The sequence below is a fragment of the Stenotrophomonas sp. LGBM10 genome (assembly GCF_046736075.1).
GTDB lineage: Bacteria > Pseudomonadota > Gammaproteobacteria > Xanthomonadales > Xanthomonadaceae > Stenotrophomonas.
In genome coordinates, this window is sequence record NZ_CP177163.1 from 2,134,854 (window position 1) to 2,147,634 (window position 12,781).

The following is a 12,781-nucleotide window of genomic DNA, read 5'->3' on the forward strand; positions in this document are numbered from 1 at the left end:
CCCATGTCCTTGATTCGTGTACTGGCCACGCTGGCCGGCCTGGCCGCGCCGGTGGCGCTGCTGTCGGCAGCCCCGGCATCCGCCCCGCCCATCCCCCTGCAATGCGGTACCTACCAGGCGGATGACAACCCCACCCGGATCGTCATCGAAAGCCCCAACCAGGGCTACCGCCAGATCCCCGGGATGGCCCGCGAACCGTATCTGCTCCGGCGCCTGGGGCAGCAGTTGAAGATGGCCGACCCCGATGCCGGGGTGGTGCTGGATGCGGACATCAGCGATGGCGGCCGCCGCCTGGAAGCAGGCTACCTCACGTACCAGCTCAGCGAGCCGGCGCGCTGCAAGCCGGCGGTGCGCTTCCCCGAGAACAGCTGCCGCGCCAGCATCGGCACCTGCCTGGACGACATCCGCATGGCCGACCGCGACGTGCTGCGCCCCTGGTGCGAGGAAGGCGTGCCGGCGGCCTGCAAGGCGCTGCTGGCCAGTTATGAATCCGAGGCGCGCGAGGCCGCCACCCGCGAGGACGTTGGCGAGGATGATCCGGACCTGCAGGAACCGGCGTCGTGCAAGCCCGACAGCGGCCAGTACGATGCCGAGGCCTGCAAGGAAGCAGCCAGCATGGCGATGGCCAAGGCGTTCGCCGGCATCCTGCTGAGCAGCCAGAAGCCGGCCCCGCTGCCGGCGGCCGCGCTGGACGACGTGTCCGCGCTGTGCCGCGCACACCCGGCCGGCACGTTCTGCCAGGACGTGGCCCAGGCCCTGTGGACCGCCGGGCGCTGGCTGCCGGCCCGTGACGCGCTGCAGCTGGCCTGCACCAAGGGCGGCAATCCGGACAGCTGCACCGCCGCGGCGCCGCTGCAGGGCCTGACGGCCGCCGACATGCTGCCGGTCGCCGCCACGTCCCTGCCCTGTGGCCAGTACACGGCCGCCACCGGGCTCATGGACAGCCTGGCCTTCGGCGATGGTGGGCTGGTGCAGATACCGCTCAGTGGCCAGCTGCGCGCACGCCTGGAGGACGGGCAGATCCGCATCCGCCACGACAAGGGTGGCGACTTCGTGCTGCAGCCGCTCGCCAACGGCAGCCTGATCGGCGTGGACACCTGGAACCGCTACGCCTACTACACCCGCGAAGGCGAGGCCGGCCAATGCGCCGCGTCGGTGGTGTTCGTGGAAATTCCGCTGACCCAGGACTGCCCCACCGGCGGCAGCGAGCGCGGCGCACAGGCCTGCTGCGATGCTGGCCGCCTGCAGGGCTGCAACGCGATGGGCCATCGCCTGGCGCTGGGCGATCGCTGGGCCGAGGCCGCCCCCTACTACCTGAAGATGTGCACCGCCGGCGTGCGCGAAGGCTGCGAGAACCTGGCCACGGTGTACGAGCACACCGGCGATGACGCCATTCCCGAATCGATGCAGGCCCTGTGCGCCCGCGACGGCAAGGGCACCCATGTCGCCTGCGACGTGCATGCCACCCGCAACTGGGCAATGCTGCAGTTGTCCGGCAGCCTGGAAAAGCTGGCCGAACGGCTGAGCCAGGAGGAGGACGACGACGCCGGATCGGATACCGGCACGGCCCCCGACGCAGACGATGCGCCCGCCGCGTCCAACCGCAACCGCAAGGGCGGCCGCTGAGTCACCCCGCCTGCGGCCGGTCGGCCGCAGGCGCCCCCGCGCGGCTGCGGTAAAGTACGCGCCATGAACGAATTCGAACGCGTACGCAGCTACCTGACCGACCTGCAGGACCGCATCTGCGCGGCCATCGAAGCTGCCGACGGCCGCGCACGGTTCACCGAAGACCTCTGGCAGCGTGCCGAGGGCGGCGGTGGCCGTACCCGCATCCTGCGCGATGGCGCGGTGTTCGAGCAGGCCGGCATCGGCTTCTCCGACGTGGCTGGCACGCGCCTGCCGCCGTCGGCGTCGGCCAACCGGCCGGAGCTGGCCGGCGCCTCATGGCGTGCGACCGGTGTGTCGCTGGTGTTCCACCCGCTCAACCCGTACCTGCCCACCACGCATGCCAACGTGCGCTACTTCCGCGCCGAGCGCGATGGCGTGGAAGTGGCCTCGTGGTTCGGCGGTGGCTTCGACCTGACCCCGTTCTATCCGTTCGATGAAGACGTGCAGCATTGGCACCGGGTGGCGCACGACCTGTGCGCACCGTTCGGCGACGAGCGCTACACGGCCCACAAGCGCTGGTGCGACGAGTACTTCTTCCTGCGCCACCGCAATGAAACGCGCGGCGTTGGCGGCCTGTTCTTTGACGACCTGCACGGTGACTTCGAACGCGATTTCGCTTATCTGCGCGCAGTCGGCGACGGCTTCCTGGACGCTTACCTGCCGCTCGTGGAGCGGCGCAAGAACACGCCCTATGGCGAGCGCGAACGCGAGTTCCAGCTGTATCGGCGAGGCCGTTACGTGGAGTTCAACCTGGTCTACGACCGCGGCACGCTGTTCGGCCTGCAGAGCGGCGGGCGCAGCGAGAGCATCCTGATGAGCCTGCCGCCGCGCGTGCGCTGGGAGTATGGCTTCCAGCCCGAGAGCGGCAGCGACGAGGCGCGGCTGGCCGACTACCTGGTGCCGCGCGACTGGGTGTGACGCGGCAACCCGGCGTTACGTCTTGTCCTTGGGCACGATGGTGATGTGGCCGTTGATCTCCAGCAGTGCCATCTCCACTTCGCTGACATCGCTGCAGCCCTGCTGACGCATCGCCGCGTTGAAATCGGCCTGGGTCACCAGTTCGCGTTTCAGTATCGAGGCCAGCAGTTTGCCGTCGCGTGCGATAAGCACCGGCTCGCCTTCGACCAGCGTTTCGATGCGCCGGCTGCGCGTGCTGAGCCAGCCGACCGAATAGTTGATCAGGATCAGCGTGGCGGCCAGCAGCAGGCCACCGCCCAGCGACGTGTCTTCCCCCAGCAGCGCGTTCTGCACCGCATTGCCGAGCAGCACGATCAGCAGCACGTCGAACGGCGTGATCTGGCCCAGCGCGCGTTTGCCGGACAGACGCACCATGCCCAGCACCACCACGTACACCACCACCGCGCGCAGGATGAATTCCCACCACGGCATGGCCAAGGCAAACAGGTCGCTCATTGCACTCTCCCCGGAACGTGCAGGCAGGATGGGCCAGAGCGCGGGCTGCAGGCAATCGGCAGATGCGACAGGGCCGCGACGACGGCGCCAGTCAGGCTGGCAAAGGCCCAAATAAAAAGCCCCGCCGACCAGGGGGAGGTCAGCGGGGCCGGGGAACGGGCGCTTGGGGAGGAGCCCCCGTTCCGAGATCTGCTCCAGGGGATGGGAGAGATCCACAACAGGCGTTGCGCCTGTCGAGGTCTATAAAAGCACCCCGAACATTGATAGTTCGTGAAGGGGCCCAATTAATCCTCGCCGCATCACGGAAACATTCATGGAAGAGTCAGATTCCGGCCACGTAATGAACGAATTCATCCATTCGCGGCCGAAAAACCGTTAGTGCGCCTCATCCCAGTTGTCACCGACGCCCGCGTCGACCACCAGCGGCACGCGCAGTTGCGCCGCCGAGGACATCAGCGAGACGACCTGGGAACGCAAGGTTTCCAGGAAGCTGCTTTCGGTTTCAAACACCAATTCATCGTGTACCTGCAGAATCATCCGGGCCTGGCCGTCCTGGGTCTGCAGCCAGTCGTCCACGCGCACCATCGCACGCTTGATGATGTCCGCCGCCGTGCCCTGCATCGGCGCATTGATCGCTGCCCGTTCAGCTCCGGCGCGCAGGCCCTGGTTGCGGGCATTGATGTCGTTCAGGTACAGACGACGGCCGAACAGCGTTTCCACGTAGCCCTGCTCGCGCGCCTGCTGCCGCATGCGCTCCATGAAATCGCGCACGCCGGGATAACGGCTGAAATACAGCGCGACATAATCCTGTGCCTGGCCACGGTCGATGCCCAGATTGCGCGCCAGACCGAACGCGCTCATGCCGTACATCAGGCCAAAGTTGATCGCCTTGGCCGCACGGCGCTCACTGGTGGTGACGTCCTCCAGCGCGCGCCCGAACACTTCGGCGGCGGTGGCGCGATGCACGTCCGCGCCCTGCTCGAACGCGCGTACGAGGCCCGGGTCCTCGGACAGGTGGGCCATGATCCGCAGCTCGATCTGCGAGTAGTCGCAGGCCAGCAGCTTGCGCCCCGGCGGCGCGACGAAGGCGCGGCGGATACGGCGGCCATCGTCGGTGCGGATCGGAATGTTCTGCAGGTTCGGGTCGGAGGACGACAACCGCCCGGTGGCCGCGCCGGACTGGTGGTAGCTGGTGTGCACGCGCCCGGTATCGGGGTTGACCATCTCCGGCAGCTTGTCGGTGTAGGTGCTGCGCAGCTTGGCCAGCCCGCGGTAGTCCAGGATCACGCGCGGCAGTTCGTGCTGTTCGGCAATCGCCTCCAGCGCCTCTTCGTTGGTGCTCGGCTGCCCCTTGGGGGTCTTCACCAGCGCCGGCAGCTTCAGTTCGTCGAACAGCACGGCCTGCAGCTGCTTCGGCGAATCCAGGTTGAAGGTGTGCCCGGCCAGTTCGGTGGCCTTCTGCTGGGCCGCCAGCATGCGCACGCCCAGGTCCTGGCTCTGCCGGCGCAGCTCGGTCATGTCGATATGCACGCCATTGGCCTCGATCCTGGCCAGCACCGGCACCAGCGGCATCTCGATGTCGCGGTAGACGCTGTCCAGCGCCGGTACCGCCAGCAGCTGCGGCTGCAGCGCGTGGTGCAGGCGCAGGGTGATGTCGGCATCTTCGGCGGCGTAGCGACCGGCTTCGTCCAGGCCGACCTGGGAGAAGGAGATCTGCTTGGCGCCCTTGCCGGCCACATCCTCGAACTTGATGGTGGTGTAGCCGAGATAGCGCATCGCCAGCGAATCCATGTCGTGGCGGGTGGCGGTGGAGTTGAGCACGAAGCTTTCGAGCATGGTGTCGTCGTGGTAACCACGCACCTCGATGCCATGCCGGCGCAGCACGTGCAGGTCGTACTTGCCGTGCTGGCCGAGCTTCTTCTTGTCCGGGTTCTCCAGCACCGGACGCAGCGCGGCCAGTACCTGCTCGCGCGGCAGCTGGGCCGGGGCGCCCGGATAGTCGTGGCCCACCGGGATGTACGCGGCGCGGCCGGGCTCGACCGCCAGGCTGATGCCGACCAGGTTGGCGCGCATCGCATCGAGCGCGTCGGTTTCGGTGTCGAAGGCGATCAGGTCCGCCGCTTCCGCACGTTCCACCCAGGCGGTGAGCTGTTCGGTGGTGAGCACGGTCTCGTATTCACCTGGGGCGGACAGCGCCGGGTCGATCGCGGCATCCGCCTCGCCCGGCGTGCTGCGGGCGAAGCCGGCGGCCGTGCCGCGCAGGCTGACCGGGGCGTCGCTGGCGGCCGCCGGTGCCGGTACCGGCCCCCCCAGCTCCTTCAGCGCCTGGGTGAAGCCGTAGCGCAGGTACAGCTCGCTCAGGGTGGGCACGTCCGGCTCGCGCAGCGGCAGGGTCTGCGGCGTGGCGTCCAGCGCCACGTCGGTGCGGATGGTGACCAGCTCACGGTTGAGCGGCAGGCGCTCCAGCGCCGCACGCAGGTTCTCGCCGATCTTGCCCTTCATGGTCGCCGCAGCGGCCATCACCCCATCCAGGTGCTGGTACTCGGCCAGCCACTTGGCGGCGGTCTTGGGACCGCATTTCTCAACGCCGGGCACGTTGTCGACCGCATCGCCCATCAGCGCCAGCAGATCGACGATCTGGTCGGCGCGCACGCCGAACTTCTCCATCACCGCCGCATCCGAGTCCATCCGGCTGCCGGTCATGGTGTTGACCAGTTCGATACCCGGGCGGACCAGCTGGGCGAAGTCCTTGTCGCCGGTGGAGATGGTGACCTGCAGGCCGTCGCGGTGGCCCTGCAGCGCCAGCGTGCCGATCACGTCGTCGGCTTCCACGCCGGGGATGCGCAGGATGCTCAGCCCAAGCGCGTCGACGATGCGGCACATCGGCTCGATCTGCGGACGCAGGTCGTCGGGCATCGGCGGCCGGTTGGCTTTGTAGTCGGCATACAGGTCGTCGCGGAAGGTCTTGCCGGGCGCATCGACCACGAAGGCGACGTACTCGGGACGCTCCTTCAGGGTGGCGCGCAGCATGTTGACCACGCCGAACAGCGCGCCGGTGGGTTCACCGTGCGCGTTGGTCAGCGGCGGGAGCGCGTGGAACGCGCGATACAGGTAACTGGACCCGTCAATCAGGACTAATCGGCTCATGCGACGATTCTACGCGCCCGGCCCACGCGGTTCGCGGCACCGGGCTCACAACGCATGGGGCATAATCCAGGCTTCCCTGTCCAAGGACCTACGGCCCATGAAGATCCTGTTGCTGGCTGCCCTGCTCGCACTGGCTGGCTGCGCTTCCACCGGCGGCGCAGGCGCTCCCCCGGTCGATGTCTCCGGCGCGGACATCGCCAAGCGCACCCTGGACAACGGCGATACCGTCGAGGAATACCGCGTCAGCGGCCAGCTGCGCATGGTCAAGGTGACCCCGTCGCAGGGTCCGGCGTACTACATGTACGACCGCAACGGCGACGGCCGCATGGACAACGACAAGGACGGCGTGTCCCCGGTCTACTGGAAGCTCTACAGCTGGTGACCGCCTGCCCTGGCGCTGCCGCGTTGCCCCGCCGGTACGGGGCTTGCAACAGCGTGGATCCCGTTTACCGCACCGCCCTGCCCGATGACCACGCCTGAACGCCGCCAACCACCGGACCCTGCCCAGCTAAGGGCCGGCCTGACCGCAGAGCAGCGGCAGGCGGTGGAAACGCTGGAGCATTTCGGCTGGGCGCTGCGCTTCGTGCGCCGCCCGCTGTTCCGCGATCCGATTCCGGTGTTGTTTGATCGCAGCGGCGAGCGCTACGTGGTGCTGCAGCCGGACGGCAGCCTGGACGAATCGCAGACGCTCAAACTGCGCCCGTAGTGCCGGGCTCTGCCCGGCGGCACTCGATACCGCGGATTGCCCGGTAGTGCCGGCCGCTGGCCGGCTCTCGATACCCCTGCATCGCGAGGAGCCGGCCAGCGGCCGGCACTACCTGCGGATGAGCCGCACCGGTACGGCGCTGCGCGCCAACACCTCGGCGTCTGGCTGCCGAGCAACACCCGCGTGTAGTGCCGGCCGCTGGCCGGCTCTCGATATCCCCGGATTGGGAGGAGCCGGCCAGCGGCCGGCACAACACGCGGATTAGCCGCACCCTTCAGCGGATGACGAGCACCGGTACGGTGCTGCGTGCCAGTACTTCGGCGGTCTGGCTGCCGAGCAGCACCCGGGTGACGCCGCGACGGCCGTGCGAGGTCATCACGATCAGGTCGCTGCCACGCTCGGTGGCGGTGTCGATGATGCCGTCGGCCGCATAGCGGTCCAGCACGTGCACGGTGTTCGCGCGCAAGCCCTGCGCATCGGCGGTGGCCTTGGCCGGTGCCAGTACCTTCTGCGCGGTTTCCTCGCGGTCGGCCTTGTACTCGGGGCTGTTCATGTAGCCCACGCTCCAGCCCATCGCGTCGTACATGCCCACCGCCCACGGCTCGGACACGGTAACGATATCGACCTCGGCGTTGAGGTCCTTGGCCAGCTCCAGGCCTTTGAGCAGCCCCTTCTCGGCCAGTTCCGAACCATCGGTGGCAATCAGGATTCGCTTGTACATGACAGGGCTCCAGGGAGGGGGCAATGGAAGGGACACCATTGCACACCCGGTGTGGAGATCATGCCTTGAGCAGGATCAATCGCCGTGCGGGCGCGCCACCACGCGCGCCGGGTTGCCGACCACGGTGGCGCCGGCGGGCACGTTGCGCGTCACCACGCTGCCGGCGCCCACTACGGCGTCATCGCCGATCTCCACGCCGGGCAACAGGATGGCACCGCCCCCGATCCACACATTGCGTCCGATCCGTACCGGCCGCGCCGATTCCAGCCCGGCGGCACGCTGCTGCGGATCGCGCGGATGGTCGGCGGCATAGATCTGCACGGCCGGGCCGATCTGGGTGCCGTCGCCGATGTGGATTTCGGCCACGTCGAGAATTACGCAGTTGTAGTTGAGGAACACATCGCGCCCCAGATGGATGTGGCTGCCATAGTCGCAATGGAAGGGCGGACGGATCACCGCCCCCTCGCCGACCGCCCCGAGACGCTCGCGCAGCAGCTCGCGACGCGCCGCCGGCGACGCGGCCAGGGCTGCGTTGTAGCGCACCATCCATGCCTTCGCGGCCGCCATTTCGGCCTGCAGCTGCGGATCGCCCGGCCGATAGGGTTGGCCGGACAGCATCTTGTCCTTTTCAGTCAGGGGCATGGCGGTTCCTCATGGCAGGCCGCCGATGATGCCCTGCCCGGCGCGTTCGCGGTACGCCGCCGTCAGGCCGCGTGCGCCGCGCCTGACCGCACGGCCGGGCGCGCGACCAGCAGCGCGGCCACCGCGACGGCCGCCGCCGTCGCCCAGAACGGCCATGTGGCCAGCGCGGCGCACAACCCGGTGGGCTGCGCCTCGCAGCGCAGGCGCATGAGGTCCAGACCACCGCCGCCCTCCAGGCAGGCATAGGCATGCTGGAACAGGGCCAGCACCGGCGCGCCCCAGTCGGCCGACAGCGTCAGCGCGACCAGAACGGCAAGCAGGTACGGGATTCCCTTGTTCATATGCGCGCTCCCAGCGGACAGCGCCAGACTCTGGGCGCGCGCCGTGACCCGGGCAAGCAGCACGCGACGAAGTGCGTGAAATCCGGGATGAGTCGGGGGCGGGGGCCGATGAAGCCGGGCGGCCGCGACGGCAGGGAGCGGGTTGGCGCGCCGCCTACCGTCCGTCGGCACATGACTTCCGGCAGTCACGGCAGCGCCCGGCGAGCCGTAGCGTGACGGCAACCGGTCGCTCCGCACCGGTGTCGGGAGCGGTGCGATGGCAACGCAACAGCAGTCCGGGCGGTGGGCAGGTGGGGTGTATCTGGTGGTGATCGCCACCGGCATCTTCAGCCTGGCCTACGTGCCGTCCCAGATCAGTGTCGCCGGCGATCCGGCCGCCACGCTGGCCAACATCGCCACGCATGCCGGCCTGTTCCGCGCCGGCATCGCGGCGTTCGCGCTGGAACAGATCGCCTTCCTGCTCCTGCCGCTGCTCCTGTATCGCCTGTTCGCTCCGTCGTACCGGACCGCCGCCACGTTGATGGTGGCGCTGGCGGTGGCGGGCGTGCCGATCGCACTGGCAGCGTTGGCGCAGCGCCTGGATGCCGTTGCCCTGCTCACCGATCCGGTGCTGGCGCGCACGCTGGCGCCCGACCAGCTGCAGGCGTTGGCCATTGCCGCACTGAAGAGCTGGAGCAGCCACATCTTCCTGGCCAGCCTGTTCTGGGGGCTGTGGCTGCTGCCATTTGGCTGGCTGGTCTGGCGCACGCGGGCGATCCCGCGTGCGCTGGGCGTGCTGCTGATGCTGGGGGGCGTGGGCTATCTGCTCAACGTCTTCGGCGAGCTGCTGATTCCCGGCTATGCCACCACCCTGCTGTCGAACTACGCCACGCTGCCGGCCTCGCTGGGCGAGATCGGCAGCGGACTGTGGCTGCTGCTGTTCGGCGCCCGTCGCGACGCCGGCAGCGCACCCTCGCGCGGAGTGCCGCGCTGATGGGTGCCGGTCAGGCGATCCGCACCACGCGCGCGCCCTGGCACAGCGGGTAGCTGGCGAGCAGATCGGCAATGCGCTCGCCCATCGTGTCGAAGCTGGCGCCGTACAGATACAGCGCCGTTTCGCTCGGCCCCTGCCACCAGCTGCAGATTTCACCGTGGCCGTCGATGCGCTCGACGATCTGGTCGAACACGTAGTTCGAATCGCACTGTTCGTAGACCTCGTCCGGCAGGTTCACGCCATCCAGGTACAGCCCCAGGCCTTCGGTGATGCCGAACGGCAGGTCGTCCTCACCGTCACGCTGGATCAGCGACCCCTTCGGTGCGCCGAGCTGCTCGAGCAGTTCGATCACCTGCGGCAGTGCGGCCGCGTCGTGCAGCTGGATCTCCAGGTCGCCGTACTCGACCTCGCCCTCATCGGACAGCGCCGTTCCGCCGCCCAGAATTTCACCGATGCCCGCGCCGTCGAGCATCGCATCGAGCGGATCTTCGAACAGCTGCAGGCGATGCTCGGGCTGCAGCCGGGCGTTCAGTTTGACGTTGATGTGCAGCGGCGAATCGGTCATGGGGGCGATCTGCGCAAAAGGGGGCCCCATTGTAGTGCCGGCCGCTGGACGGCTGCTCAGCGCAGCAACGGCGGCACCTTGCGCTCCAGCAGTTCCACCAGCGCCGGCTGCATGAAGTCGTAGTCGTCCGGAATATCCAGGCACACCACGCGCTTGCCACCCAGCCATGACCGGAACCGGCTGGACAGACGGCTGCGGTGTGCGCGCTCCATCACCACGATCAGATCGGCCCACTGCAGCAGTTCCGGACTGACCGGCACGTCGGCATCCGGCTTGAGACCGGCCGATGCGGTCTCGATGCCGGGCCAATCGGCGAACACCTGCTCAGCCGTCGGGCTGCGCAGGCGGTTCTGGCTGCAGATGAAGAGAACGTGGCGCGTCATCCGTGGCGCGCCCTCCTTACAGCACCGTCAGGTTGGCGTACGCCATCACCAGCCACTTGCTGCCGGCCTCGGCGAACTCCACCTGCACGCGTGCGTGCTGGCCGCTGCCTTCGTAGTCGGTGACCATGCCTTCGCCAAAGCGGGCATGGGTGACCATCGCACCCAGCTTGAGCGGCGGGGCTTCCAGTGCGGCGTGGCCCATCACACGGTTGGCACCGAGCGAGGCGCTGCGCGAGACCTGCACCTTGGGGCGCACTTCGTTGAGCAGCTCGCGCGGGATCTCGCGCAGGAAACGCGAGGGCACGTTGTAGTTGTCCTGGCCGTGGATGCGGCGCGACTCGGCGTAGCTGAGCACCAGTTTCTGGCGCGCGCGGGTGATGCCCACGTAGGCCAGGCGGCGCTCCTCTTCCAGCCGGCCGCTCTCTTCCAGCGAACGCGCGCTCGGGAACAGGCCATCTTCCATGCCGGCCAGGAATACCAGCGGGAACTCCAGGCCCTTGGCCGAGTGCAGGGTCATCAGCTGCACGCCCTCTTCGCCTGCCTGCGCCTGGCCTTCGCCGGCCTCCAGCGAGGCGTAGGAGAGGAAGGCGACCAGTTCGCTCATGGTCTCGCCGGTTTCCTCGATGTCGTCTTCGCGGCGGGTGAAACGCGAGGCCACCGAGACCAGTTCATCCAGGTTGTCCGCACGCGATTCCGAATCCAGCGCGTTGCGGCTTTCCTTGGACCAGTGCTCACGCAGGCCCGAGCGCACCAGCACGTGGTCGATGCGTTCGGCCAGGGTCATCTCGCCGGCTTCGCCATGCAGCTGGTTGACCAGGGTCAGGAACCCGGCCAGTGCGTTGCGTGCGCGCGCAGCCAGGGCGTCGCCCTGCGTGGTCAGCATGGTGGCTTCCCACAGTGAGATCGCCTGGGTGCGCGCCAGCCGGCGCACTTCGTCCAGGGTGCGGTCGCCGATGCCACGCGTGGGCGTGTTGACCGCCCGTTCGAACGCGGCGTCATCGTTGCGGTTGGTCATCAACCGCAGGTAGGCCAGCGCATCCTTGATTTCGGCGCGCTCGAAGAAGCGCATGCCACCGTACACCCGGTACGGCACCTGCTCGGACAGCAGTGCTTCTTCGAAGGCCCGCGACTGCGCGTTGCTGCGATAGAGCACCGCGGCGTCGCCGTAGCTGCCGCCATCGCGCACCCACTGGCGCGCACGCTCGACCACATAACGCGCCTCGTCCATCTCGTTGTAGGCCGCATACAGGTCGATCGGCTCGCCGTCGCCGCTGTCGGTCCACAGCTCCTTGCCGATGCGGTCCGGGTTGTGCGCGATCACCGCATTGGCAGCGCCGAGGATGTTGGCGCTGGACCGGTAGTTCTGCTCCAGGCGCACGGTCTGCGCGCCGGGGAAGTCCTTCAGGAAGCGCTGTACGTTCTCCACCTTGGCGCCGCGCCAGCCATAGATGGCCTGGTCGTCGTCGCCGACCACGAACACGTGGCCGCTGTCGCCGGCCAGTACGCGCACGAAGGCGTACTGGATGGCGTTGGTGTCCTGGAACTCGTCCACCAGGATCTCGCGGAAGCGCGAGCGGTAGTGGGCCAGCAGCGCCGGGTTGTCGCGCAGCAGTTCATGCGCGCGCAGCAGCAGTTCGGCGAAGTCGACCAGGCCGGCACGGTCGCAGCGCTCCTGGTAGGCGGCATACGCCTGGCGCATGGTTTCCAGCCAGGCGTCATGCGGCTCGGGCTGGATGTGCTGCGGCCGACGGCCTTCGTCTTTCTGCTCGTTGATCCACCAGGCGATCTGCTTCGGCGCGAACTTGCCGTCGTCGATCTCCAGCTGCTGCACGACCCGCTTGACCAGGCGCAGCTGATCGTCCGAATCGAGCACCTGGAAGCTGTCGGGCAGCTTGGCATCCTGGTAGTGCAGGCGGAGCAGGCGATGGGCCAGGCCGTGGAAGGTGCCGATCCACGCGCCGCGGCTGCCCTGCGGCAGCTGCAGGTCGATGCGGTGACGCATCTCGCCGGCGGCCTTGTTGGTGAAGGTCACCGCAAAAATGCCGTGCGTCGGCACGCCGCAGACTTCATTCAGCCAGGCGATGCGGTGGATAAGTACGCGGGTCTTGCCGGAACCGGCACCGGCAAGCACCAGATGGTGGCCGGGCGGCGCGGACACAGCTTCGCGCTGGGCGGGGTTGAGCCCGTCGAGCAAGTGGGAGACATCCATGCCCCATTTTACC

Annotated in this window: 13 protein-coding genes; 5 read left to right on the plus strand and 8 right to left on the minus strand. The window is 68.3% G+C overall.

What is annotated here, in order from left to right:
- The first annotated feature begins 3 nt into the window (after window positions 1–3).
- On the plus strand, window positions 4–1,626 hold the full coding sequence (locus tag ACLB90_RS09055; RefSeq protein WP_411852604.1) for a hypothetical protein: 1,623 nt from the start codon (window positions 4–6) through the stop codon (window positions 1,624–1,626).
- A gap of 63 nt (window positions 1,627–1,689) precedes the next feature.
- On the plus strand, window positions 1,690–2,586 hold the full coding sequence (gene hemF, locus ACLB90_RS09060) for an oxygen-dependent coproporphyrinogen oxidase (protein WP_411852605.1): 897 nt from the start codon (window positions 1,690–1,692) through the stop codon (window positions 2,584–2,586).
- Between the two features lie 15 nt (window positions 2,587–2,601).
- Here the strand turns inward: hemF and ACLB90_RS09065 are convergent, their stop codons facing one another.
- Both ACLB90_RS09065 and polA read right to left on the minus strand, forming a co-directional pair.
- Window positions 2,602–3,081: a DUF421 domain-containing protein gene (locus ACLB90_RS09065; RefSeq protein WP_411852606.1), complete on the minus strand. Its 480-nt coding sequence runs from the start codon at window positions 3,079–3,081 to the stop codon at window positions 2,602–2,604.
- A gap of 375 nt (window positions 3,082–3,456) precedes the next feature.
- Window positions 3,457–6,228 carry a DNA polymerase I gene (gene polA, locus ACLB90_RS09070; RefSeq protein ID WP_411852607.1) on the minus strand — a complete coding sequence of 924 codons (2,772 nt, stop codon included), beginning with the start codon at window positions 6,226–6,228 and terminating at the stop codon, window positions 3,457–3,459.
- A 97-nt stretch (window positions 6,229–6,325) separates the two neighbouring features.
- Here polA and ACLB90_RS09075 point away from each other — a divergent pair, with 97 nt between their 5' ends.
- Entirely contained in the window at window positions 6,326–6,610 is a 285-nt protein-coding gene (locus tag ACLB90_RS09075) for a DUF2782 domain-containing protein (RefSeq protein WP_411852608.1), read from the plus strand.
- Between the two features lie 84 nt (window positions 6,611–6,694).
- Window positions 6,695–6,934, plus strand: a complete 240-nt coding sequence (locus ACLB90_RS09080) for a hypothetical protein (protein ID WP_411852609.1) — start codon at window positions 6,695–6,697, stop codon at window positions 6,932–6,934.
- Between the two features lie 274 nt (window positions 6,935–7,208).
- Here the strand turns inward: ACLB90_RS09080 and ACLB90_RS09085 are convergent, their stop codons facing one another.
- The 3 genes from ACLB90_RS09085 to ACLB90_RS09095 all read right to left on the minus strand — a co-directional run bounded on the left by ACLB90_RS09085 (window position 7,209) and on the right by ACLB90_RS09095 (window position 8,638).
- The gene (locus ACLB90_RS09085; protein ID WP_017357491.1) at window positions 7,209–7,655 is read right to left on the minus strand and encodes a universal stress protein; all 447 of its coding nucleotides are present in this window, start codon (window positions 7,653–7,655) and stop codon (window positions 7,209–7,211) included.
- A gap of 75 nt (window positions 7,656–7,730) precedes the next feature.
- Window positions 7,731–8,297 carry a sugar O-acetyltransferase gene (locus tag ACLB90_RS09090; protein WP_411852610.1) on the minus strand — a complete coding sequence of 189 codons (567 nt, stop codon included), beginning with the start codon at window positions 8,295–8,297 and terminating at the stop codon, window positions 7,731–7,733.
- A gap of 62 nt (window positions 8,298–8,359) precedes the next feature.
- A complete protein-coding gene (locus ACLB90_RS09095) occupies window positions 8,360–8,638 on the minus strand; it encodes a hypothetical protein (RefSeq protein ID WP_411852611.1) in 279 nt (92 codons plus the stop codon).
- Window positions 8,639–8,894: 256 nt separating this feature from the next.
- Here ACLB90_RS09095 and ACLB90_RS09100 point away from each other — a divergent pair, with 256 nt between their 5' ends.
- On the plus strand, window positions 8,895–9,611 hold the full coding sequence (locus tag ACLB90_RS09100; RefSeq protein WP_411852612.1) for a DUF4386 domain-containing protein: 717 nt from the start codon (window positions 8,895–8,897) through the stop codon (window positions 9,609–9,611).
- A gap of 10 nt (window positions 9,612–9,621) precedes the next feature.
- On the opposite strand, the gene ACLB90_RS09105 is transcribed toward ACLB90_RS09100, so the two are convergent.
- The 3 genes from ACLB90_RS09105 to uvrD are packed head-to-tail and all read right to left on the minus strand — an operon-like array spanning window position 9,622 to window position 12,768.
- The gene (locus tag ACLB90_RS09105) at window positions 9,622–10,176 is read right to left on the minus strand and encodes a hypothetical protein (protein WP_411852613.1); all 555 of its coding nucleotides are present in this window, start codon (window positions 10,174–10,176) and stop codon (window positions 9,622–9,624) included.
- A gap of 56 nt (window positions 10,177–10,232) precedes the next feature.
- A complete protein-coding gene (locus ACLB90_RS09110) occupies window positions 10,233–10,559 on the minus strand; it encodes a low molecular weight protein tyrosine phosphatase family protein (RefSeq protein WP_411852614.1) in 327 nt (108 codons plus the stop codon).
- 16 nt (window positions 10,560–10,575) lie between these two features.
- Window positions 10,576–12,768, minus strand: coding sequence for a DNA helicase II (uvrD, locus tag ACLB90_RS09115; RefSeq protein ID WP_411852615.1), 2,193 nt, complete (start codon window positions 12,766–12,768; stop codon window positions 10,576–10,578).
- Between the last annotated feature and the right edge of the window lie 13 nt (window positions 12,769–12,781).

Excerpts from the sequence above, each read along its gene's own strand:
- ACLB90_RS09055 (WP_411852604.1), top strand. The coding sequence starts at position 4 with ATGTCCTTGATTCGTGTACTGGCCACGCTGGCCGGCCTGGCCGCGCCG.
- hemF (WP_411852605.1), top strand. The coding sequence starts at position 1,690 with ATGAACGAATTCGAACGCGTACGCAGCTACCTGACCGACCTGCAGGAC.
- ACLB90_RS09065 (WP_411852606.1), bottom strand. The coding sequence starts at position 3,081 with ATGAGCGACCTGTTTGCCTTGGCCATGCCGTGGTGGGAATTCATCCTG.
- polA (WP_411852607.1), bottom strand. The coding sequence starts at position 6,228 with ATGAGCCGATTAGTCCTGATTGACGGGTCCAGTTACCTGTATCGCGCG.
- ACLB90_RS09075 (WP_411852608.1), top strand. The coding sequence starts at position 6,326 with ATGAAGATCCTGTTGCTGGCTGCCCTGCTCGCACTGGCTGGCTGCGCT.
- ACLB90_RS09080 (WP_411852609.1), top strand. The coding sequence starts at position 6,695 with ATGACCACGCCTGAACGCCGCCAACCACCGGACCCTGCCCAGCTAAGG.
- ACLB90_RS09085 (WP_017357491.1), bottom strand. The coding sequence starts at position 7,655 with ATGTACAAGCGAATCCTGATTGCCACCGATGGTTCGGAACTGGCCGAG.
- ACLB90_RS09090 (WP_411852610.1), bottom strand. The coding sequence starts at position 8,297 with ATGCCCCTGACTGAAAAGGACAAGATGCTGTCCGGCCAACCCTATCGG.
- ACLB90_RS09095 (WP_411852611.1), bottom strand. The coding sequence starts at position 8,638 with ATGAACAAGGGAATCCCGTACCTGCTTGCCGTTCTGGTCGCGCTGACG.
- ACLB90_RS09100 (WP_411852612.1), top strand. The coding sequence starts at position 8,895 with ATGGCAACGCAACAGCAGTCCGGGCGGTGGGCAGGTGGGGTGTATCTG.
- ACLB90_RS09105 (WP_411852613.1), bottom strand. The coding sequence starts at position 10,176 with ATGACCGATTCGCCGCTGCACATCAACGTCAAACTGAACGCCCGGCTG.
- ACLB90_RS09110 (WP_411852614.1), bottom strand. The coding sequence starts at position 10,559 with ATGACGCGCCACGTTCTCTTCATCTGCAGCCAGAACCGCCTGCGCAGC.
- uvrD (WP_411852615.1), bottom strand. The coding sequence starts at position 12,768 with ATGGATGTCTCCCACTTGCTCGACGGGCTCAACCCCGCCCAGCGCGAA.